Genomic DNA, 20,936 nt, shown 5'->3' on the forward strand with positions numbered 1-20,936 from the left:
CGGAGGGGTGGGGGTGCCAGACGTAAAGCGAAGCAGTCTGGCACCCCCACCCCGCAGGACCGTCACCGCACCCAACAGCCCCGCGCAGCGGACAAGACAAGTCGGCCCGCCCCGCGCAGCGGCACCGCCCCGCGCAGCGGCACGGCCAGCGCCGCCAGGCGCAAACAACAGCAACCCGCACGGCGGGAAAGCCAACAACGTGGGGACTAACTAAGCCCGGCGCCCCGGGCCCGCTCCACCGCCGGGCCGATGGCCTCCGCGAGGGCTGCCACGTCTGCGGCGGTGGAGGTGTGGCCCAGGGAGAAGCGCAGGGTGCCGCGGGCGAGGTCCTGGGACATCCCGGTGGCCAGCAGGACGTGGCTGGGTTGGGCGACGCCTGCGGTGCAGGCCGACCCGGTGGAGCAGGCGATGCCCTGGGCGTCCAGGAGGAGCAGCAGGGAGTCGCCCTCGCAGCCGGGGAAGGTGAAGTGGGCGTTGGCCGGGAGGCGGCCAGCGGGGTCCGGGTCGCCGCCCAGGATGGCGTCGGGCGCGGCCGCCCGGACCGCCGTGACCAAGTCGTCGCGGAGCGCGCCGATCTCGCGGGCGAACTCCTCTTGGTGTGCCACCGCGTGCCGGCCGGCCGCGGCGAACGCGGCGATGGCGGGGGTGTCGAGGGTGCCGGAGCGGACGTGCCGCTCCTGGCCGCCGCCGTGCAGCACCGGCACGGGGGCGTGCTCCCGGCGCAGCAGCAGCGCGCCGATCCCGTACGGGCCGCCGATCTTGTGGCCGGAGACGGTCATCGCGGCGAGCCCGGAGCCGGCGAAGTCGACCTCCAACTGGCCGACCGCCTGCACCGCGTCGGAGTGCAGCGGGATCTCGAACTCCCGCGCCACCTCGGCCAGTTCGCGGACCGGCTGGACGGTGCCGATCTCGTTGTTGGCCCACATGACGGTGGCCAGCGCGACGTCGTCGGGGTTGCGGGCGATGGCCTCCCGCAGCGCCTCGGCGGACACCCGGCCGTGCTGGTCGACCGGCAGCCAGTCGACGGTGGCGCCCTCGTGCTCGCCGAGCCACTCGACGGCGTCCAGGACGGCGTGGTGCTCGACGGGGCTGGCCAGGACCCGGGTGCGGGCCGGGTCGGCCGCCCGGCGGGACCAGTACAGGCCCTTGACCGCGAGGTTGTCGGCCTCGGTGCCGCCCGCCGTGAAGACGACTTCGCTGGGGCGCGCACCCAAGGAGGCGGCGAGCGATTCCCGCGCCTCCTCGACGGTGCGCCGGGCCCGTCGGCCGGCGGCGTGCAGGGAGGACGCGTTGCCGGTGACGGTGAGCTGGGCGGTCATCGCCTGCACCGCCTCCGGGAGCATCGGAGTGGTGGCGGCGTGGTCGAGGTAAACCATGGTGCGCCGATTCTACGAGCCGCCCCGGGGCGCGTATCCCGCGCGGGGGCGCATCACCTGGGGCGCATGCTCTGGCTCAGGGCGCACGCCCCGGTCGGGACCGTCGCGCCCCGTCTCACTTCGCCAGGATCGTGCGGGCCAGCTGGCGGGACTGGGCCACCAGGCGGTCCGCGGAGTCCCAGACCTCGGCGTCCTCCTCCAGGAAGCCGCCGGCCAGGTTGCGGGTGGTGATGGCGACCCGGAGCGGGCCGGGGGCCGGGCGGTGCCGGACGTGGCAGGTCAGCTCGACGGTGGGGACCCAGCCGCGCAGGCCCAACTCGAAGGCGGTGGGCGGCAGTGCGTCGACGGTCAACAGGAGGGAGAGCGGGTCCGGGTCGCGGCCGTCGGCCAGGCCGAACCAGCCGCGCATCTCGCCCCTGCCGGACGGCTCGCCCACCGCCCAGCCGACGGTGGCCGGGTCGAGTCGGAGGTCCAGCCGGCCGGCGATCGCGGTACTGCCGGGGATGGCCGGCCGCCCGTCGGGGGCGCTGTCGGTGCCCAGGCAGTGCTCGTAGGGCGGGATGGCCGGGGGCTTGGCGGTGGTGCGGACGTCGTCGGGGAGGGCGGCGAGGTCGCCGTAGGTGGCCAGCACCCGGATGCGTTCGACCTCGGTGCCGTCGTCGGCGTACTGGACGAGGGTGGCGGTGCCGGTCGAGAGGGTGCGGCCGGTGCGGACCACCTCGGTGCGGACGGTGGCCGGTCCTGGCACCGACGCCGTCAGGTAGTGGGCGGTGACGGTGAGCGGGTCGGGGTGCGGGAGGGCGTCGCCCAGGGCGCGGCCGAGCAGGGCGAGGAGGTAGCCGCCGTTGACCGCGTTGATGATCGTCCAGCCCGCGGAGAGGTCGGCCGCGTAGACGCCCGGGGCGCGTCGGGTGACCGCGGTGTCGCGGTCGAACTCGCTGTTTCCTACGGTCACCGTTGCCATGGCGGCACGCTACACGGATCGATTACCGACCGGTAGTGTCAATTTCAAGGACCGGGACGGGAGTCGGACGGGGCCCGCGAGCGGAGTGATCCACTGTGCTGCTGCCATCATGACCGCATGCTTCATGTGCTCTACCTGGTCGGGATCGCGGCCTTCGCCGCGAGCGGCGTGCTGGCGGCCTACCGCGCCAACATGGATCCGTTCGGCGGCCTGGTCCTCGCGTTCGCCGCCTCCATCTCCGGCGGCACGCTCCGCGACGTGATCCTGGACCGGCGGCCGCTGTACTGGACGCACGACTGGGTACTGCTGACGGTGATCATCTGCGTCGGCGTGGGCACCATGGCGTATCTGCGGTTCTGGTCCCTGCCGCGCAAGTCGCTGCTGGTGGTGGACGCGATCGGGCTGTCCGTGGTCACCGTCATCGGCGCCCGCGCGGCGATCTCGGCCGGCGTCACCCCGCTCGCGGTGATCATCCTCGCGGTGCTCACCGGCGTGACCGGCGAGGTGATCCGCGACGTGCTGTGCGGGGAGTTCCCGCCGCTGCTGCTGCGCGAGGACGTCTACGCCATCGCGGCGCTGGCCGGCGCCTGTTGCTACCTCCTGATGTACCGACTCGGGACCGGGGCCTCGGTCGCCGCGATGGTCTCGGCGGGGCTGGTCTTCGCCCTGCGGATGGGCGCGGTCTACTTCGGACTGCACCTGCCCCGGCCGCAGCAACTGCGCGGCCGGGGCGCGGAACAGGACGCCGGCTAGCCGGTCACTCCCCCGGCAGCGCCGGGCGGCTCGGGGTGTCCAACCAGGTGTGGAAGAAGGCGCCGAGCCGCTGCCCGGAGACCTTCTCGGCCAGCGCGACGAAGTCGGCGGTGGTCGCGTTGCCGTAGCGGTGCCGGGCCGTCCAGGTCGGCAGCAGCCGGAAGAACGCCCGGTCGCCGATGCATTCGCGCAGCGCCTGGAGGGTCATCGCGCCCCGCTGGTAGACCGCCTCGGAGAACATGGTGTCCCGCTTCGGGTCGGCGACCGTGATCTTCCAGAACGGGTCGCTCGCCGGCACCGACCGGTACGCCTTGCGGAACGCGTCGTGGGCGGTGGTGGTACCGCGGTGCTCGGCCCACAGCCACTGCGCATAACTGGCGAAGCCCTCGTTGAGCCAGATGTCCTTCCACTGCTTGACCGAGACCGAGTCGCCGAACCACTGGTGCGCCAACTCATGAACGATGGTGGTCTCGTTGCGCACCGCGGAGTAGGCCGGCTTGGACTGCACCTCCAGGGAGAAGCCCGCCTCCGGCATGTCGTCCACGATCGCCCCGGTCTCCTCGAACGGGTACCGCCCGAAGAGCTTCGACCAGTAGTCGGTGGCCTCCGCGGTGACCGCGTAGACATCGACCTTGCCGGTGGGCAGGGTCGGGTCGGTGGCCACGTAGATCGGGGTGCCGCCGGGGGTGGTGCCGGTGCGCACATCGAACTTCCCGATGGTGGCGGTCGCCAGGTACGGCGCCATCGGCCGGCTCTCCCGCCAGTGGTACCAGGCGCGACCGCCGCGCTCGCCGGAGCCGACCAGGCGCCCGTTGGAGACCCCGGTCAGCCCCTTGGGGGCGTCGATGTGGATGTCGTAGGTGGCCTTCTCGGACGGGTGGTCGCTGGACGGGAACCACGTCGAGGCCGCGTTGGGCTCGCAGGCGACGAACACCCCGTCCTTGGTCTTCATCCAGCCGTACTTGGAGCCGAAGACGATCGGGCCGCTGAGCGGCTCGGGGACGCCGTGGTAGACGACGGTCACCGCGAACCGCCCGCCGCGCGGCAGCGCGCGGCCTGGCCGGACGACGAGTTCGTCGCCGGTTCTGGAGAAGCGGGCCGGCCGGCCGTCGACCCGGACCTGGTCGACGGTCAGCTTCTGGAGGTCCAGGTCGAACGTCGAGAGGTCCTGGGTGGCCCGGGCGGTCAGGGTGGTGCGACCGTCGAGCCGCCCGGAGTCGGGGTGGTAGCTGACGCCCAGGTCGTAATGGAGCGGGGTGTAGCCCCCGTTGCCGAGGTTCGGGAAGTACGGGTCACCGATGCCGGGGGCGCCCGGGGTCGGGTGCGGTGCCGCGCCGGCCGCTCCCGGGGCGGCGGCGAGCGAGGCGGCCGCGGCCACGGCGGTGGCCAGGGCCAGCAGTCGGGAGGTGCGACGCGCAGAACGGGAGAGTGCCATGAGCCGTCCCTTCGAAACACGCGGATGCAACATGAACAACCGCGCCGACTCTGCACTCTCCCGCCCCCCGCCACCCATGACTTTGCCAAGTCGTCAGGCGTTACTGACCACTTGACTCCTTATCCGGCGAACTCCCCTCGTCGGACGCGGTGTTGTCGTCGACGTCCGCTGCTTCCTCCGGATGGTGGCAGGCCACCTGGTGCCCGGTGCCCAGGAGCACCAGCGGCGGCTCGGTGGTGGCGCACACGTCCGTCGCCTTCCAGCAGCGGGTGCGGAACCGGCAGCCGGACGGCGGGTCGATCGGCGAGGGCACGTCGCCCTTGAGCAGGATCCTCTCGCGCTGGGTGCGCCGCTTGGGGTCGGGCACCGGCACGGCCGACAGCAGCGCCTTGGTGTACGGGTGCCGCGGCGAGGCGTACAGCGCGTCCCGGTCGGCCAGTTCGACGATCTTGCCGAGGTACATCACCGCGATCCGGTCCGAGACGTGCCGGATCACCGAGAGGTCGTGGGCGATGATGACGTAGGTCAGGCCCAGCTCCTCCTGGAGGTCGTCCATGAGGTTGACGACCTGCGCCTGGATGGAGACGTCGAGGGCGGAGACCGGCTCGTCCGCGACCACCAGCTTGGGTTTGAGGGCCAACGCCCGGGCGATCCCGATGCGTTGCCGCTGCCCGCCGGAGAACTCGTGCGGATAGCGGTTGTAGTGCTCCGGGCTCAGCCCCACCAGCTCCAGCAGCCGCTGCACCTCCTTCTTCACCCCGCCCTCGGGCGTGACGCCCTGGAGCCGGAAGGGGGTGGAGACGATCCCGCCGATGGTGTGCCGCGGGTTCAGCGAGCCGTACGGGTCCTGGAAGATCATCTGGATGTCGCGGCGCAGCGGTCGCAGCCGGCCCGGCGACAGATGGGCGATGTCCCGGCCCTCGAACTCGACCGAGCCGCCGGTCGGTTCGTCGAGCCGGGTGATCAGCCGGCCCATCGTCGACTTACCGCAGCCGGACTCGCCGACGACGCCCAGCGTCTCCCCGGGGAAGACGTCGAAGTCGATCCCGTCGACCGCCTGCACGGCGCCGACCTTCCGCTTGAGGATGCCCTTGGCGATCGGGAAGTGCCGGACCAGGCCGCGGACCTTGAGCAGCGGCGCGCGCTGCGCCTGCGCCCCGGCGGGTCCGGTCGCCCCGGTGCTCTGGATCGTCTCGGTGCTTTCGGTCGCCTCGGTGCTCTGGGTCGTCTCGGTCACAGCTTCGGCGCAATCTCTTCGGTCCAGATGCGGTCCCGGTCCGGTTGCGGGAGGTGACAGGCGGAGAAGTGCCCGCCGTCGACCTGTTGGAGTTCGGGGCGCACCGTGCGGGTGAGGTTGTCCTTGGGGAGGTCCGCGTACGGGCAGCGGGGGTTGAAGGCGCAGCCGGACGGCACGTTGATCAGGCTGGGCGGGGAGCCCTTGACCGGGATCAGCCGGTCGGACTGGTCGCGGTCGATCCGCGGCATGGAGCCGAGCAGGCCCCAGGTGTAGGGGTGCTGCGGGGCGGCGAACACCCGGTCCGACGGGCCCCGTTCGACGCACCGGCCGCCGTACATCACCAGCAGGTCGTCGGCGAGCTCGGCGACCACGCCGAGGTCGTGGGTGATGATGATGACCGCCGAGCCGAACTCCTTCTGCAGATCGCGGATCAGGTCCAGGATCTGCGCCTGGACGGTGACGTCCAGGGCGGTGGTGGGCTCGTCGGCGATCAGCAGCTCGGGGTTGTTGACCAGCGCCATGGCGATCATGGCGCGCTGGCGCATGCCGCCGGAGAACTGGTGCGGGTGGTCGTCGACCCGCTTGTCCGGCTGCGGGATGCCGACCCGGTCGAGCATCTCCACGGCCCGCCTGCGCGCGGTCTTCTTGTCGACGTCGTGGTGGACGCGGTACGCCTCCACGATCTGGCTGCCGACGGAGTAGAAGGGGTGCAGCGCGGAGAGCGGGTCCTGGAAGATCATCGCCATCTGGCGGCCGCGCAGCCGGCGGACCTCGTCGGGGTCGGCGGCGACCAACTCCCGGCCGTCCAGCCAGATTTCGCCGGACATCCGCACCTTGCCGCGCTGCTGCCGGGAGGCCCGGTGCAGGCCCATGATGGCCAACGAGGTCACCGACTTGCCGGAGCCGGACTCGCCGACGATGCCGAGCGTCTTGCCCTTCTGAAGGCTGAAGGTCAACCCGTCGACGGACTTCACCAGGCCGTCGTCGGTGGGGAAGTGCACCTGGAGGTCGCGCACTTCGAGGAAGGCGCGGCCGGTGGCGGGGGCGGCCTCCGGCTGCCCGGGGGCGGTGGTCTGGTCCTCGGAAGAGTCGGTCACGTGAGCCTCACCCGCGGGTCGATGGCGGCGTACAGAACGTCCACCACCAGGTTGCACAGGACGATGAAGAACGCGGCGAGCAGGGTGACGCCGAGAATGTTCGGCAGGTCGTTGGCGTTGATGGAGTCGACCGCGAAGGCGCCGACTCCCTTGAGCGAGAAGACCTGTTCGGTGATGAGCGCACCGCCGAGCAGCAGGCCCAGGTCCATGCCGAAGACGGTGACGATCGGGGTCAGCGCGGCCCGCAGGCCGTGCCGGATCACCACCCGGCGCTCCCGCAGGCCCTTGGCGCGGGCGGTGCGGATGAAGTCCTCGCTCAGGGTCTCCAGCATGCCGGCCCGGGTGAGCCGGGCGTAGAGCGCCGAGTAGAGGAACGCCAGGGTGACCCAGGGCAGGAACATGGTCCGGGCCCAGCCCACCGGGTCCGTCAACAGCGGTATGTAGTCGCTGCGTTCGAAGAGCGGCCACTGGTAGGTGAACAGCGCCAGGGCCAGCGCGCCGGTGAAGAACATCGGGAGCGAGACGCCGGCCAGCGCCACGCCCATCGCCGCCCGGTCGAAGAACGAGCCGGGGCGCAGCGCGGAGAGCACGCCGGTGGCGACGCCGGAGACCACCCACAGCACGGCGGCGCCGGCGGCCAGCGACAGCGTCACCGGGAGCCGGGACTGGATCTCCGGCCAGACCTCGATGTGGGTCTTGAAGGAGTAACCGAAGCACGGCACATGGCACGTGGCCGCCTCCGGGCCGAACTTGTAGTCGACGCCGACGAAGATGCCCTTGAGGAATTCCCAGTACTGCTCGTACACGGGCTTGTCCAGGCCGAGGTTCTTCTTGACCGCGGCGATGTCCGCGGGCGTGGGGGCCTTTCCGATGTACTGCTGGGCAAGCTGGTCGGTGGTCTGCCCGGCCAGTTTCGGCAGCAGGAAGAAGATGCCGAAGGTGACCGCGCTGACGATCAGCAACAGGATCACCGCGCTGATCAACCTGCGGATGAGGTACGAGAACACGGGGATGCGGCGCCGGTGCCGCGGGCCGACAGCGGGTGGCCCGCGGACACCAATGCCTTCACCTGCCTTCCAGGGCTGCTACTTCTTGACGCCGATGTTGAGGTAGTCGTACTCACCGCTGAAGGCCGAGGTGGACACCAAGTTGGTGGCCTTCGGCGAGCGGTACATCAGGACCTTGAAGTAGGTCAGCGGGACGATCGCCGCCTGCTCCATCGCCTTGCGGTCGATGTCCGCGTACGCCTTCTCGCGAGTGGCCTGGTCGGTGTTGGCGATGGCCGTGTCGAGCAGGTTGTTGATCTCCGGGTCGTCCAACTGGGAGAGGTTGGAGTTGCCGGACTGGCTGATCGCCTTGCCGCTGAGGATCTGCTGGAGGTAGCCGTAGCCGGTCGGGAAGTCGGCGCCCCACTGCATCATCATCAGGCCGACGTTGTTGGCCTTGTCGAAGGCCGGCACGCCGGCGTAGTCCGAGAAGTACTTGCTGGTCGGGTACTGCTGGAGCTTGGCGTTGATGCCGATCTTCTTCAGCGAGCCGATGACGGAGGTGGCCGCGTCGATCTCGTCCTGGCGGTCGTTGCGGGCCAGGATGGTGGTGGAGACGTTGCCGGCGCCGCACTGCTTCCAGTGCGCCTTGGCCTGGGTCAGGTCCAGGTTGTCGCCCGTGTACTTCTGCGGGTACAGGTCGTACTTCTGGTAGCCGGCGATGTCGGTGGGCAGGACCGTGGAGGCGATGTCACCGCGGATCGGGCCGCCGAGCGCGGTCTGCACGGCCTTCTTGTCGATGGCGTACTCGACGGCCTTGCGGCACTCCAGCTTGTCGAACGGCGCGACCTTGGTGTTGATGGCGGTGTAGACCAGGCGCTGGCCGAGCGCGTTGTCGGTGTTGGCCTTCTGTCTGGGGTCGGTCAGCAACTGGGCCTGGGTCTGGCCGTCGACGCCGCGGCCGGCCATGTCGACCAGGGTGTTGCCGGACTGGAGGTCCTTGTCGATGGTCGACTGGGCGACCTTCAGGTTGAGCACGATCTTGTCCGGGAGCTGCTTGCGCAGCGGGTCGGTCGCGGCCGACCACTGCGGGTTGCGGACCAGGGTGAGCTGCTTGCCCTCCTGGTAGCTCGCGAACTTGTAGGAGCCGCTGGAGACCACGGACTTGGTGTAGTCCGCGCCCTTGTCCTTGGCCTGCGGGACGGGCGCGGTCTGCGGGGCGCTGACCAGGTAGTCGAACTCGGCGAACGGCTTCTTCAGGTGGAAGACGATGGTCTGCGCGTCGGGCGTCTCGATGGACTTGAGCCCTTCCTTGCCCTTGTCCTTGTAGGGGCCCTTGTAGCCGCCGTCGTTGTCCACCAGGAACTGCTGGAAGTAGTTCGGGCCCAGCGAGAGGATGTCCCGGGCGAAGTTGCTGCGCTCCACCGCGTACTTGACGTCCTGCGAGGTGACGGGGGTGCCGTCCTCGTACTTGACGCCCGTGCGGAGCTTGTACGTCCAGGTCTTGCCGCCTTCGCTGGACTTGCCCATCGACTCGGCGAGGTCCGGGACCAGTTGCTCGCCCTTGGTGCCGGGGCCCGGCTTGAAGGTGGTCAGCGGACGGGCGTACAGCCGGCTGAAGTTGTAGACGAAGGCGTAGTAGGTGTTGCCCGGGTCGAAGGACTCGGGGGCGTCACTCATCGCGTAGGTGACGGTGCCCCCCTTCGCGTCCGAGGCGTTGACGACTCCCTTGGTGGCGGCGTTGGCCCCGGCGGAACTGTCCGAGGAGCCCTTTCCGCTACAGCCGGCCAGCAGGAGGCCCGCGCTGGTGACGACCGCGATGGTCGCGGCCGGAAGTGACCTTCGCATGTGCTCGGTGTCCCCTTCGTTCGTCGAGAAACGTCGGATCGAAACGGCTTCGAAAACGGTGCAGAGGTGGGGGGTTTGAGGCCCGGCGCCGGTCAGCGGCTGCGCGGGTCCAGCGCGTCCCGCAAACCGTCACCGAGCAGGTTGAACGCGAGCACGGTGACGAAGATCGCGAGGCCGGGAACGATCATGTACTGGGGGTCGACCTCGTAGTACTTGACCGCCTGGGTGAGGGTGCCGCCCCACGACGACTGGGGCGGCTGGATGCCCACGCCCAGGAAGCTCAGCGCCGCCTCGAAGAGGATGTTGGAGGGGATCAGCAGCGTCGAGTAGACGATGACCGGCCCCACGAGGTTGGGCAGCAGCTCCCGGAAGAGGATGAACGGGCCGCGGGCGCCCAGCCCGCGGGCGGCGGAAACGAACTCCCGCTCCCGCAGCGACAGGGTCTGGGCCCGCACGATCCGCCCCATGTAGGGCCAGTTGAAGAAACCGATCACGAAGATCAGCACCGAGATGTGCAGCGGCAGCCCGGAGAGCCCGAACGCACCGCCCTGGAGCGACGCGGAGATCGCGATGGCGAACAGCAGCAGGGGGAAGGCGAGGAAGACGTCCATCAGGCGGCTGATGAAGGCGTCCACCCGGCCGCGGTAGAAGCCGGCGACCACACCGAGGACGGTGCCGATGGCCACCGACAGCAGCGTCGCGCCGAACGCCACCAGCAGCGACACCCAGGAGCCCTCCAGGATGCGGGCGAGCAGGTCCCGGCCGAACTTGGGGTCCACGCCCAGCAGATGGGCAGGGCCCATCCCGCCGAAGTCGCCCTTGGGCAGCGTGGTGTTGGGGTCGATCAGGTCCTGGTGGGGCTGGTTGGGGTCCAGACCGAACAGGTGCTGGAGCGGGCGGGAGAGGGCGGCGACCAGGATGAGCAGGATGACGACGATGCCGCCGGCCATGGCGACCTTGTCGCGGCGGAAGCGCAGCCAGGCGATCTGGCCGAGCGAGCGCCCCTCGATGCGCTTGCTCTCGACGCCTTCCAGCACCGCTTCCGGCTGCGCCTGCGCAGCCGCGCCGGTGGTCTCGATCGGTGCGGTCACGGTGCTTGAACCCCTCCCGGCCGACGGTGGCGGCCTGTGCCCGCCGCGGTAGCGGCCTGGTGGTGACCCCACTGGTGCTCACCTGCCGCCACCTCGCCCTGTATGCAGGCAAGTTGGCGTCGCTGACGGATCGTCGACAGGCGCAGGGACGCCGGTGGGGATGGCGCTCGTACACAGGACCGAGGTCCTTGGAGCGGGAGTCTTCATCCGAGTTGCGATCACTCACCAGCCCTGGCCGGGAAAGGATGCGCAACTGTGATGTGACCCGCGGCCTTCCGTTATGCGAACAACGGCGTGGTTTAAGCGGTGCACCGGATGGCCGAAAGAGGCGTCAACCACCGCTTAAATAAAGCCAATTCAGGCCGAATAGACAGTCAGGCGCGGGCCGGCCGCGGGCGCCGGTCGGGCACTGGTCGGGCGCCGGTCGGGCTCAGTAGGCGCGGGGGTAGCCGTAGCCGTAGGTGGGTCCGGGGGCCGGCTGGGCGTAGCCGTCGCGGTCGAAGAACGGGCGGGCGCAGGCCCGCATCCACATGCCGACCGGGTCGTACTCGTCGTTCATGGCGACGGTGGACACCGGCAGGCCGTCCGGCACCGCGCCCATCGACTGCTGGATCAGCATCCGGGCGGCGTCCACCGACGGCTGCCCGGTGTCGTACAGGTCCAGGCCGATCGCCAAGTACGGGGCGCCCAGGGCGGGTTGCACCCAGGCCCGGCGCAACGACCGCACGGGGGGCGTGCGGTGGGCATGCTGCGCGAGCAGGGCGTAGAACTGCGGGATGTCGATGACCGGTTCGCTGATCCGCAGCGGACCGGCGGGCAGCCGGTCCAGGCCGCCGGCGATCCGACGCAGGTCGAGCCAGGGGACGCCGACGCCGCCGCCGGGGGCGTGCGGGTTGAGCCACAGGCCCCAGCGGTCGGGGAAGAGGGAGGCGGCGATCTCGGGTCCGGTGACGACCTCGTGGTCGCGGGTCCAGCCGGAGGCGGCGAGCTCGGCGGCGGAGGTGACACAGGGGGCGTAGCCCAGCCCGTCGACCTCCATGTTCCCGTACTGGGCGTCGGGTTGGCCGGCCCGGCCGTGCCACAGGAGCATCCAGACCTGCCCGTGCGCGAGGGCGCCCAGCATCGCCTCGTAGGCGTCGTAGCGCCCGGGCGAGACCTGTCGCAGCATCTGCTCGACCTGGTCGGCCGCCGCCGCTCCCTGTTGCGCACCCGCGCTCACGTGGTCCGTCCCTCCTCCCGGCCGGGCGCCCGCCCGCCCGTCGTCCACCAGCTTACGAGTGGTCCCGGGTGTAGAAGGGCCGCACGCGCTCCAGCATCCAGTCGGCGACCGGGTCGCCCTGGGCGACGTCGAGCAGGATGAGCTGGACCGGCCAGGGCACCGGCACCTGACCCAGAGCCCGCCCGAGGGCGGTCGACGCCTCGTCGCGGGCGGTGCCGTCGTGCAGGCGCTCGGCGGGGACGTCGAGTTGCACGCCGACGAAGAGGGCCGGCGTGTCGCCCTCGACGGCGGCCAGCGTGCGGCGGGCGGCCAGCACGGTGCCGGCGGCGGAGAACTCCAGGCCGGCGGCGGCCAGGAAGTCCACCGGCTCGTCCTGCCAGTCCGGTTCGAAGAGCCGGACCCGGGCGCCGGCGGTCCGCGGGCCGTCCAGGTCGGTGCATCCGGTGCGGCACAGTTCGGCGACCGCGGGCGGGGGCAGCGGGACGCCGACGGTGCCGTCCGGGTTGACCGCGAGGCCGACCAGCGGCGGCAGGCCGCGGGCGAACTCCCGGGCGGGCGCGACGGTGTAGGACAGGTGCGTGCCGACGACCCGCCGGAACTCCTGCTCGGAGCTGAAGACCGGGACGTAGGCGGCGCCGCCGATCTCGACGGTCGGCACGTCGAGGCCGGGCGCTCCCAGGCCCGCGCCGTCCGGGCCGCCGCCCTCGGGCAGCGGCACCCACACCCGGCTGCGGCCCAGCACCTCGACGATCCGGCCGCCGGCCTCGGGGTGTCCGACCGAGGCGGCCAGCACCTCCTCCAACTCGTTGGCCGGCCAGGCCGCGTGCGGTATCCCCTCGTCCGGGAAGTTCCCCGGCACCGGACCACCGTGCTGGGGTTCATTGTCCGGATAGTTCATCTCACCCACCCATTACTGGCCGCGCTGCCCGGCCGACTTCGCAGGGGCGGTCCGCGGGCCCGCCCGGTGGATCAGACCCTAACGGGCGACCTACCGGTCATCGAAGCCGGTGGCGGGGGTGCGGCGGTCAACCGAAGGTGACGCGCGCCAACTCCCGCGCGCAGCGCCGGTCCAGCAGCACCACGGAGCGCACGCCCTTCGGGAGCCGGGCCGCCCCGGCCCGGGCCAGCAGGCGGCGCACGGCCCGGCGGTGGCGGGCGAAGGCGTACCGCGACACCGCGCGGCCGCGGGCCCGTTGGCCGCCGCGGGCCACCGCGGGCTCCACGTCGAGCAGGACCAGGTGCAGTCCCCGGCCCTCGCGCCGGGCCGTGCGGGCCAGCCAGCGGCGCACCCACGCCCACGTCCCGCAGTCGTGCACCACCACGCTGCCGCCGGAGCGCAGTGCCCGGTGCAGCGCGCGGTAGTGCGCGAACCGGACCAGGGGGCGGTAGAGGGCGTAGGGGAGGCGGCGCAGCCGGCCGTGCTCCCAGTGGTCGCGGGCGTCTTGGGAGTCGACGCGGTGCACCGGGGCGCCGCGGTCGTCGCGGGCGGGCACCACCCGTCGCATCAGGGTGCTCTTGCCGCTGCCCGGCAGTCCTGAGACCACGACGAGGTCGCCGGGCGGGAAGCGGAGCACGGGGTGCCGGGGGCGGCCCGGGCCCCGCAGGTCGGTGCAGGGCGGCCGGTCGGCTGGGCGGCGGGGGCACGGCTCCCCGGGGCCGCCCAACGCCGGCTCCGGAGCCGGGGTTTGTGGGGGCGCGGCCCCCGCCGTCCTCGTGTCCGTCGCCTCGCCGTGCACCGTGCGCGCCCCTCCCGATGACCCCGCGGGCCGGGTTGTGCCCCGGCCCTCCCGCAGCCCGTGCAGAGTGTCAAGAAAAGGTAATCCGAGGCAAGGGAACGGTAAGGAGCCGAGGCGGGACGGCGGGGGCCTGCGGAACGCCTCGACCGGGATGACCGGGAGCGGAGCTGCGGCCGGGGCTCCTGTAATGGGCGATCCCGTGTAATGATGTGGCCGCCACGGGCGGGCTCGAACGTCAACTCGTGGGCGATCAGCCAATTCCATACCGGCCGCTTGAATCCGCGCGGGAGAGTCCCCGGCCGCCACGGCGGGGCGCCGAAGGAGCAAGTCCTCCCTTGAATCTCTCAGGCCCCTATACCGCGCGGGCGAGGCAGATCTGAAAAGCGAGTCGCGGCCCGGCCGACGGGACGGCTCCACCCAAGGTGCAAACCGGGCCCGTCCGCGGGATCCCGGTGAACCTCTCAGGTTCCGATGACAGATGGGGAGACCGTCTTGTCACCCATGCCTGGGAGCCCGAAAGCGATGACCGAAGCCCCCCGCCGCGCCCACCCGTCGCCCGCCACCACCCCGAGTGGAGTCGCTGCGCGACGCCGTACCGCATTGGACGAAACCCACCGCGCGCTCGGCGCGACCATGACCGACTTCGCCGGCTGGGACATGCCGCTGCGCTACAGCAGCGAGCGCGAGGAACACCTCGCGGTGCGCACCCGCGCCGGCCTCTTCGACCTCTCCCACATGGGCGAGCTCACCGTCACCGGCCCGCAGGCCGGCGCCCTCCTCGACCACGCGCTGGTCGGCAACCTCGGCGCCCTGAAGGTCGGTCGGGCCCGCTACACCATGATCTGCGCCGCCGACGGCGGCATCCTCGACGACCTGATCGTCTACCGCCTCGGCGAGACCGAGTTCATGGTCGTCGCCAACGCCTCCAACGCCCAGGTGGTGCTGGACGCGCTGCTCGACCGGCAGGCCGGCTTCGACGCCGCCGTCCGCGACGACCGGGACGCCTACGCGCTGCTGGCGGTGCAGGGCCCGGAGTCCCCCGGCATCCTCAAGAAGCTCACCGACGCCGATCTGGACGGGCTGAAGTACTACGCGGGGCTGCCCGGCACGGTCGCCGGCGTCGAGGCGCTGATCGCCCGCACCGGCTACACCGGCGAGGACGGCTTCGAGCTGTTCGTCCGGCCCGCGGACGCAGCTGCGCTGTGGACGGCGCTGACCGAGGCGGGGCGGGACGTCGGCCTGGTCCCGTGCGGCCTGTCCTGCCGCGACACCCTGCGCCTGGAGGCGGGGATGCCGCTGTACGGGCACGAGCTGACCACCGCGCTCACCCCGTTCGACGCGGGGCTGGGCCGGGTCGTGAAGTTCGACAAGGAGGGCGACTTCGTCGGGCGGGCGGCGCTCGCGGCGGCCGCCGAGCGGGCCGAGCAGGCGCCGCCGCGCAAGCTGGTCGGCCTGGTCGCCGAGGGCCGCCGGGTGCCGCGCGCCGGCTACCCGGTCGTCGCCGCCGACGGCACGGTGATCGGCGAGGTCACCTCGGGGGCGCCCTCCCCCACCCTCGGCAAGCCGATCGCCATGGCCTACGTCGACGCGGCGCACGCGGCGCCCGGCACCGAGGGTGTCCGGGTGGACATCCGCGGCACCCACGAGCCCTACGAGGTCATCGCGCTGCCCTTCTACAAGCGGCAGAAGTAGCGGGCGGCGCCGGCCGGTCCGCGGTGCCCGCCGCGGACCCGCGCCACCGTGCCCGGCGCCACCCGTCTCACAGGGCAAGACCCCATGCACGACCACACCCTCGCGTACAGGAGAATCGAGCCATGGACAACCCCCAGCACCTGCGCTACAGCAAGGAGCACGAGTGGCTGTCGACCGCCAAGGACGGCGTCTCGACGGTCGGCATCACCGAGCACGCGGCCAATGCGCTCGGCGACGTCGTCTTCGTGCAGCTCCCCGAGGTCGGGTCCACCGTCACCGCGGGCGAGTCCTGCGGTGAGCTGGAGTCGACCAAGTCCGTCAGCGACCTCTACTCGCCCGTGCACGGCGAGATCGTCGAGGTGAACGAGGACGTCGTCGCCGACCCCTCGCTGGTGAACTCCGCCCCGTTCGAGGGCGGTTGGCTGTTCAAGGTGAAGCTCACCGGTGAGCCGGAGGACCTGCTCACGGCCGACGCGTACACCGCCTTCACCGCCGGCTGACACCCCGGCCCCGGCCGCCACCGCTCGGCCGGGGCCGCGGCGCCCCGCCCGCTCCTCCTCACTCCAGGAAGTCTCATGTCGCTTCTGAACAGCTCCCTGCACGAGCTCGACCCCGACGTCGCCGCCGCCGTCGACGCCGAGCTCCACCGTCAGCAGTCCACCCTCGAAATGATCGCGTCGGAGAACTTCGCTCCGGTCGCCGTCATGGAGGCCCAGGGCTCGGTCCTCACCAACAAGTACGCCGAGGGCTACCCGGGCCGCCGCTACTACGGCGGCTGCGAGCACGTCGACGTGGTCGAGCAGATCGCCATCGACCGGATCAAGGCGCTCTTCGGTGCCGAGGCCGCCAACGTCCAGCCGCACTCCGGTGCGCAGGCCAACGCCGCCGCGATGTTCGCGCTGATCAAGCCGGGCGACACCATCCTGGGTCTGAACCTCGCCCACGGTGGGCACCTCACCCACGGCATGAAGATCAACTTCTCCGGCAAGCTCTACAACGTGGTGCCCTACCACGTCGACGAGAAGACCAACCTGGTCGACATGGAGGAGGTCGAGCGCCTCGCCAAGGAGCACCGCCCGAAGCTGATCGTGGCCGGCTGGTCCGCCTACCCGCGCCAGCTCGACTTCGCCGCCTTCCGCCGGATCGCGGACGAGGTCGGCGCGTACCTGATGGTCGACATGGCGCACTTCGCCGGCCTGGTGGCCGCGGGCCTGCACCCCTCCCCGGTGCCGCACGCCCACGTCGTGACCACCACCACCCACAAGACGCTGGGCGGCCCCCGCGGCGGTGTCATCCTGTCCACCGCCGAGCTGGCCAAGAAGATCAACTCCGCGGTCTTCCCCGGTCAGCAGGGCGGCCCGCTGGAGCACGTGATCGCGGCCAAGGCGGTGTCCTTCAAGGTCGCCGCGTCGGACGAGTTCAAGGAGCGCCAGCAGCGCACCCTGGAGGGCGCCCGGATCCTGGCCGAGCGCCTGGTCCAGGACGACGTCAGGGAGCACGGCGTCTCGGTGCTCTCCGGCGGCACCGACGTCCACCTCGTCCTGGTCGACCTGCGCGACTCGCAGCTCGACGGCCAGCAGGCCGAGGACCGCCTCCACGAGGTCGGCATCACCGTCAACCGCAACGCCGTCCCGAACGACCCGCGGCCCCCGATGGTCACCTCCGGCCTGCGGATCGGCACCCCGGCCCTGGCCACCCGCGGCTTCACGGCCGAGGACTTCCGCGAGGTCGCCGACATCATCGCCGAGGCGCTCAAGCCCAGCTACGACCGCGAGGCGCTCAAGGCCCGGGTCACGGCCCTGGCCGAGAAGTACCCGCTGTACCCGTCGCTGTGACGAACCGGTCACCGGGGCACCACGGCCCCCGGTGACCTTGCGGCGGGCCGCCTTCCGCGGCCCGCCGCCGCACCGCGCTCCGGGCCGAACTGCCCTGCCCCGAGCCGCCGTTGCCCTCCCCGGACCGCCGGCCCCTGGCGACCCACCGCACCCCGCCGCCCGTCCGGCTTCACCGCCTCTTCCCTCCCCCGCCCTCCCGGCTTCTCCCGCCCGCCGCCTCCCGTCCGGCGGCAATCCCCGGCGAGCGGGTTACGCTCGACAGTCGGGCCGGAAACACCCCGTCCTGCCCCGATCTGCGCCATCGTCCAACCCCGAGCAGACAAGGGAGTCCGCCCCCGTGGCCATCTCCGTCTTCGACCTCTTCTCCATCGGCATCGGCCCGTCCAGCTCCCACACCGTCGGCCCGATGCGGGCCGCCCGGATGTTCGCCCGGCGGCTCAAGAAGGACGGTCTGCTCGCTCAGACGGTCTCGGTGCGCGCCGAACTCTTCGGCTCGCTCGGCGCCACCGGCCACGGCCACGGCACCCCCAAGGCGGTGCTGCTCGGCCTGGAGGGCCACTCCCCGCGCACCGTCGACGTCGAGTCCGCCGACGACGAGGTGGCGCGCATCCGCACCAGCGGCCGGCTGCGCCTCCTGGGCGCCGAGATAGGCAGCGCGCACGAGATCGACTTCGACGAGTCCACCGAGCTGATCCTGCACCGCCGCCGGTCGCTGCCGTACCACGCCAACGGCATGACCCTCTTCGCCTACGACGCCGCCGGCGCCCCGCTGCTGGAGAAGACCTACTACTCGGTGGGCGGCGGCTTCGTCGTCGACGAGGACGCGGTCGGCGAGGACCGGATCAAGCTGGACGACACCGTCCTGACCCACCCCTTCCGCACCGGCGACGAACTGCTGCGGCTCTCCCAGGAGACCGGCCTGTCCATCTCCGCGCTGATGCTCCAGAACGAGAAGGCGTGGCGCACGGAGGACGAGATCCGCGCCGGCCTGCTGGAGATCTGGCAGGTCATGCAGGGCTGCGTCGAGCGTGGGATGACCCGCGAGGGCATCCTCCCCGGCGGGCTGAAGGTCCGCCGCCGGGCCGCCAACGCCGCCCGCGCGCTGCGCTCCGAGGGCGACGAGGCGGCCCGCGCCATGGAGTGGGTCACCCTCTACGCCATGGCCGTCAACGAGGAGAACGCCGCCGGCGGCCGGGTGGTGACCGCCCCCACCAACGGCGCGGCCGGCATCATCCCCGCCGTCCTGCACTACTACGTCAACTTCGTCCCCGGGGCGAACGAGGACGGCGTGGTCCGCTTCCTGCTCGCCGCCGGCGCGATCGGCATGCTCTTCAAGGAGAACGCCTCGATCTCCGGCGCCGAGGTCGGCTGCCAGGGCGAGGTCGGCTCGGCCTGCTCGATGGCGGCCGGCGGCCTGGCCGAGGTGCTGGGCGGCAGCCCCGAGCAGGTGGAGAACGCCGCCGAGATCGGCATGGAGCACAACCTCGGGCTGACCTGCGACCCGGTCGGCGGCCTGGTCCAGATCCCGTGCATCGAGCGCAACGGCATGGCCGCCGTGAAGGCCGTGACCGCGGCCCGGATGTCGCTGCGCGGCGACGGTCGCCACCACGTCTCCCTCGACAAGGTCATCAAGACCATGAAGGACACCGGCGCCGACATGTCCGTCAAGTACAAGGAGACCGCCCGCGGCGGCCTGGCGGTGAACATCATCGAGTGCTGACCCGCGGCACCGCGCGCCCCGGGCGCCGGCAGGGAGGAACTCCCGCCGGCGCCCGGGGCGTTTGTGCTGGGCCGCCGGCGGTCCGGGCGTGCTGCCCCGGCACCTAGCGCCCGATCTCCCAGGCGAACGGCGGGAGTTCGCGGGCCCGGACGTAGATGTCCAGGGCCCGGGCGGCGGGGACGAAGGGGTGCACGCGGGCGCCGTCGAGGCCGGGGAGCAGCCGGGCGCAGTGGTGGACGCAGCCGGCGACCTCCCGGCCGTGCCGGTCGACGAGGGTGGCGGCGTCGGGCGGGCCGTCACACGGGGTGGGGTCGGCGGGCGCGGCGGCGGGGCAACGATTCTTCGGGCCGCCCACCGGGGCGACCGGCGGGACGCTCGTCTGCTGCTTCATGGCGATCCCCCAGGGCTTGCGCGGTCAACGGGTGCGGGCGCGGCACCGGTGACGGCCGGGCGCGGCCGGCGGTGCCCAGCCCAGTGGCTGCTCGGCGCGACGGGGGTCCATGCGGCCTTGGGCAAGACCTGGGCCGATCGTCAGCGATTCATGGGTCAGCGATTCATGGGCAAGCCGCCGGGAGGGCCTTGCCGGCCCCCGTCGGGCGGCGGGACGACCAGGGGGTCCAGCAGCAGCGCGAGGGCGAGCAGGGCGGCGGCCAGCAGCCAGCCGGCCAGCACGTCGCCGGCCCAGTGGACGCCCAGGTAGATCCGGGTGAGGCCGACGCCGACGGCCCACAGGGCGAGCAGCGCGCACCAGGGGCGGCCGGCGCCGGGGCGGGCGCGGCGCAGCACGCCCCAGGCCAGCAGGCCGGCGGCCAGCGCGGCGGTGGAGGAGTGGCCGGAGGGGAAGGAGTAGCCGGTGGCGCCGCCGATCCAGTCGGCGGCCGGCGGCCGGGGGCGGGCGAGCAGCTCCATCAGGCCGTAGCGGACGGCCTGGCAGGCGGCGAGGACCAGCACCGCGCCGGCCCCCGCGCGCAGCCGGCCGCGGGCGTCGCGGCCGGCCAACAGGCCGGCGAGGAGCGCCATCAGATAGGGGACGACGCCGGTGCCGGTGGCGGTCAGGGCGCTCGCCAGGGAGCGCAGCGGCTCCCCGCGGTGGGCCAGCGCCCAACGCAGCGCGCCCCGTTCGGGAGCGAACGGGGCGCCGTGCCGCGCGGCCGTGGTGACGGCCAGCGCGGCGAAGAGGGCGGCGAAGAGGGCCGCCAGGGCGAGCAGTTGCCTCGGGGGCGCGCCGAGGCGTGGGCCGGTGGCCGGCTCCGGCGGCGCCCCCGAGGGCGTCACCGGGCGGACACCAGGGGACGCAGCGGCGTCTCCAGGACGCGTTCGACGAGCGGGGCGGCCCGTCGGGCGAGCGGCATCAGGGCCGCGGCGACCACGACGCCGACGACCAGGCCGACCAGCACGTCGTGCGGGTAGTGCGCGCCGACCCAGACCCGGGAGGCGCCCATCAGCAGCGCGGCCGGGATGGCGATAGCGCCGAGCCGGCGGTCCAGCAGCAGCAGCGCGATGGCCGCGGAGGCGGCGATGACGGAGTGGTTGCTGGGGAAGGACCAGTCGCCCAGGGGCGGGCACGGGTTGACGGTGACGACGTGCAGGGTCTGGCAGGGGCGCTGCTCGTGGAAGAAGCTCTTGATCACGTCGTTGGCCACGTAGGCCAGGACCACGATGACCGGGACGGCCAGCGCCATCGCCATCGTCACGGGGGCGGAGTGCCGGCCCTCCCCCGGGCCCAGCCGGCGGCGGGAGCTGCCGCCGAGCCGCTGTCGGGCGCGCCACCAGCCGGCCAGCATCAGCAGCGCGAAGACCCCCAACCCGAAGTCGGTCCAGTAGGAGACCAGAACGTTGAGGAAGTGCGGCATGTCCTGGGCGAAGCCGGTCACGGACTTGTACAGGCCGCCGTCGATCGAGGCTCCGCCGAGGGCGAGGTCGGTCACTGGGCTTACTCCTTGGCGG

The 20,936-nt window shown here is 72.2% G+C and carries 19 protein-coding genes and 1 riboswitch; of the genes, 5 read left to right on the forward strand and 14 right to left on the reverse strand.

Annotated features, from left to right (window positions below):
• Positions 1–206 precede the first annotated feature (206 nt).
• Positions 207–1,376 carry a cysteine desulfurase family protein gene (locus tag ACFVFQ_RS05290; protein WP_383408982.1) on the reverse strand — a complete coding sequence of 390 codons (1,170 nt, stop codon included), beginning with the start codon at positions 1,374–1,376 and terminating at the stop codon, positions 207–209.
• Positions 1,377–1,491: 115 nt separating this feature from the next.
• Positions 1,492–2,340: a thioesterase family protein gene (locus ACFVFQ_RS05295; protein ID WP_383408986.1), complete on the reverse strand. Its 849-nt coding sequence runs from the start codon at positions 2,338–2,340 to the stop codon at positions 1,492–1,494.
• A 117-nt stretch (positions 2,341–2,457) separates the two neighbouring features.
• On the opposite strand from ACFVFQ_RS05295, the gene ACFVFQ_RS05300 reads away from it, so the two are divergent.
• Complete coding sequence (locus ACFVFQ_RS05300) at positions 2,458–3,093, forward strand: trimeric intracellular cation channel family protein (protein ID WP_383408989.1); 636 nt, start codon at positions 2,458–2,460, stop codon at positions 3,091–3,093.
• A 4-nt stretch (positions 3,094–3,097) separates the two neighbouring features.
• Here ACFVFQ_RS05300 and ACFVFQ_RS05305 read toward each other — a convergent pair whose 3' ends face one another.
• The 9 genes from ACFVFQ_RS05305 to ACFVFQ_RS05345 form a co-directional block, all read right to left on the reverse strand.
• Positions 3,098–4,528: a M1 family metallopeptidase gene (locus tag ACFVFQ_RS05305; RefSeq protein WP_383408992.1), complete on the reverse strand. Its 1,431-nt coding sequence runs from the start codon at positions 4,526–4,528 to the stop codon at positions 3,098–3,100.
• A 100-nt stretch (positions 4,529–4,628) separates the two neighbouring features.
• The gene (locus tag ACFVFQ_RS05310) at positions 4,629–5,717 is read right to left on the reverse strand and encodes an ABC transporter ATP-binding protein (protein ID WP_383409849.1); all 1,089 of its coding nucleotides are present in this window, start codon (positions 5,715–5,717) and stop codon (positions 4,629–4,631) included.
• Positions 5,718–5,761: 44 nt separating this feature from the next.
• The gene (locus ACFVFQ_RS05315; protein ID WP_383408995.1) at positions 5,762–6,862 is read right to left on the reverse strand and encodes an ABC transporter ATP-binding protein; all 1,101 of its coding nucleotides are present in this window, start codon (positions 6,860–6,862) and stop codon (positions 5,762–5,764) included.
• Complete coding sequence (locus tag ACFVFQ_RS05320) at positions 6,859–7,869, reverse strand: ABC transporter permease (RefSeq protein ID WP_383409000.1); 1,011 nt, start codon at positions 7,867–7,869, stop codon at positions 6,859–6,861. The genes ACFVFQ_RS05315 and ACFVFQ_RS05320 overlap by 4 nt, the downstream gene beginning before the upstream one ends.
• Before the next feature lie 78 nt (positions 7,870–7,947).
• Positions 7,948–9,696, reverse strand: coding sequence for an ABC transporter substrate-binding protein (locus ACFVFQ_RS05325; protein ID WP_383409003.1), 1,749 nt, complete (start codon positions 9,694–9,696; stop codon positions 7,948–7,950).
• Between the two features lie 92 nt (positions 9,697–9,788).
• Complete coding sequence (locus ACFVFQ_RS05330; protein WP_383409006.1) at positions 9,789–10,787, reverse strand: ABC transporter permease; 999 nt, start codon at positions 10,785–10,787, stop codon at positions 9,789–9,791.
• A gap of 430 nt (positions 10,788–11,217) precedes the next feature.
• Entirely contained in the window at positions 11,218–12,006 is a 789-nt protein-coding gene (locus ACFVFQ_RS05335; protein WP_383409009.1) for an enhanced serine sensitivity protein SseB C-terminal domain-containing protein, read from the reverse strand.
• 52 nt (positions 12,007–12,058) lie between these two features.
• Positions 12,059–12,904, reverse strand: coding sequence for an enhanced serine sensitivity protein SseB (locus ACFVFQ_RS05340; protein ID WP_383409012.1), 846 nt, complete (start codon positions 12,902–12,904; stop codon positions 12,059–12,061).
• A gap of 127 nt (positions 12,905–13,031) precedes the next feature.
• Positions 13,032–13,742 (reverse strand): AAA family ATPase, encoded by a 711-nt coding sequence (locus ACFVFQ_RS05345; RefSeq protein WP_383409015.1) that lies wholly within the window; start codon positions 13,740–13,742, stop codon positions 13,032–13,034.
• Positions 13,743–14,016: 274 nt separating this feature from the next.
• Positions 14,017–14,112, forward strand: a riboswitch (glycine riboswitch).
• A gap of 152 nt (positions 14,113–14,264) precedes the next feature.
• On the opposite strand from ACFVFQ_RS05345, the gene gcvT reads away from it, so the two are divergent.
• The 4 genes from gcvT (at position 14,265) to ACFVFQ_RS05365 (ending at position 18,989) form a co-directional block, all read left to right on the forward strand.
• Positions 14,265–15,434, forward strand: a complete 1,170-nt coding sequence (gene gcvT / locus ACFVFQ_RS05350) for a glycine cleavage system aminomethyltransferase GcvT (protein ID WP_383409018.1) — start codon at positions 14,265–14,267, stop codon at positions 15,432–15,434.
• Between the two features lie 122 nt (positions 15,435–15,556).
• A complete protein-coding gene (gcvH, locus tag ACFVFQ_RS05355; protein WP_383409021.1) occupies positions 15,557–15,934 on the forward strand; it encodes a glycine cleavage system protein GcvH in 378 nt (125 codons plus the stop codon).
• Between the two features lie 75 nt (positions 15,935–16,009).
• Positions 16,010–17,269, forward strand: a complete 1,260-nt coding sequence (glyA, locus tag ACFVFQ_RS05360; RefSeq protein ID WP_383409024.1) for a serine hydroxymethyltransferase — start codon at positions 16,010–16,012, stop codon at positions 17,267–17,269.
• 337 nt (positions 17,270–17,606) lie between these two features.
• Positions 17,607–18,989, forward strand: a complete 1,383-nt coding sequence (locus ACFVFQ_RS05365) for an L-serine ammonia-lyase (protein ID WP_383409029.1) — start codon at positions 17,607–17,609, stop codon at positions 18,987–18,989.
• A gap of 103 nt (positions 18,990–19,092) precedes the next feature.
• Here the strand turns inward: ACFVFQ_RS05365 and ACFVFQ_RS05370 are convergent, their stop codons facing one another.
• The 3 genes from ACFVFQ_RS05370 to ACFVFQ_RS05380 all read right to left on the reverse strand — a co-directional run bounded on the left by ACFVFQ_RS05370 (position 19,093) and on the right by ACFVFQ_RS05380 (position 20,917).
• Positions 19,093–19,380 (reverse strand): hypothetical protein, encoded by a 288-nt coding sequence (locus ACFVFQ_RS05370; RefSeq protein ID WP_383409032.1) that lies wholly within the window; start codon positions 19,378–19,380, stop codon positions 19,093–19,095.
• A gap of 155 nt (positions 19,381–19,535) precedes the next feature.
• A complete protein-coding gene (locus ACFVFQ_RS05375; protein ID WP_383409034.1) occupies positions 19,536–20,264 on the reverse strand; it encodes a phosphatase PAP2 family protein in 729 nt (242 codons plus the stop codon).
• Positions 20,261–20,917 (reverse strand): phosphatase PAP2 family protein, encoded by a 657-nt coding sequence (locus tag ACFVFQ_RS05380; protein WP_383409037.1) that lies wholly within the window; start codon positions 20,915–20,917, stop codon positions 20,261–20,263. The genes ACFVFQ_RS05375 and ACFVFQ_RS05380 overlap by 4 nt, the downstream gene beginning before the upstream one ends.
• Between the last annotated feature and the right edge of the window lie 19 nt (positions 20,918–20,936).

The organism is Streptomyces sp. NPDC057743 (genome assembly GCF_042798755.1).
Lineage (GTDB): Bacteria > Actinomycetota > Actinomycetes > Streptomycetales > Streptomycetaceae > Streptomyces.

What these genes read in the sequence shown, in the direction of transcription:
- ACFVFQ_RS05300 (WP_383408989.1), top strand. Translation starts at nt 2,458, where the DNA reads ATGCTTCATGTGCTCTACCTGGTCGGGATCGCGGCCTTCGCCGCGAGC.
- ACFVFQ_RS05370 (WP_383409032.1), bottom strand. Translation starts at nt 19,380, where the DNA reads ATGAAGCAGCAGACGAGCGTCCCGCCGGTCGCCCCGGTGGGCGGCCCG.
- ACFVFQ_RS05305 (WP_383408992.1), bottom strand. Translation starts at nt 4,528, where the DNA reads ATGGCACTCTCCCGTTCTGCGCGTCGCACCTCCCGACTGCTGGCCCTG.
- ACFVFQ_RS05325 (WP_383409003.1), bottom strand. Translation starts at nt 9,696, where the DNA reads ATGCGAAGGTCACTTCCGGCCGCGACCATCGCGGTCGTCACCAGCGCG.
- ACFVFQ_RS05290 (WP_383408982.1), bottom strand. Translation starts at nt 1,376, where the DNA reads ATGGTTTACCTCGACCACGCCGCCACCACTCCGATGCTCCCGGAGGCG.
- glyA (WP_383409024.1), top strand. Translation starts at nt 16,010, where the DNA reads ATGTCGCTTCTGAACAGCTCCCTGCACGAGCTCGACCCCGACGTCGCC.
- ACFVFQ_RS05295 (WP_383408986.1), bottom strand. Translation starts at nt 2,340, where the DNA reads ATGGCAACGGTGACCGTAGGAAACAGCGAGTTCGACCGCGACACCGCG.
- gcvT (WP_383409018.1), top strand. Translation starts at nt 14,265, where the DNA reads ATGACCGAAGCCCCCCGCCGCGCCCACCCGTCGCCCGCCACCACCCCG.
- gcvH (WP_383409021.1), top strand. Translation starts at nt 15,557, where the DNA reads ATGGACAACCCCCAGCACCTGCGCTACAGCAAGGAGCACGAGTGGCTG.
- ACFVFQ_RS05340 (WP_383409012.1), bottom strand. Translation starts at nt 12,904, where the DNA reads ATGAACTATCCGGACAATGAACCCCAGCACGGTGGTCCGGTGCCGGGG.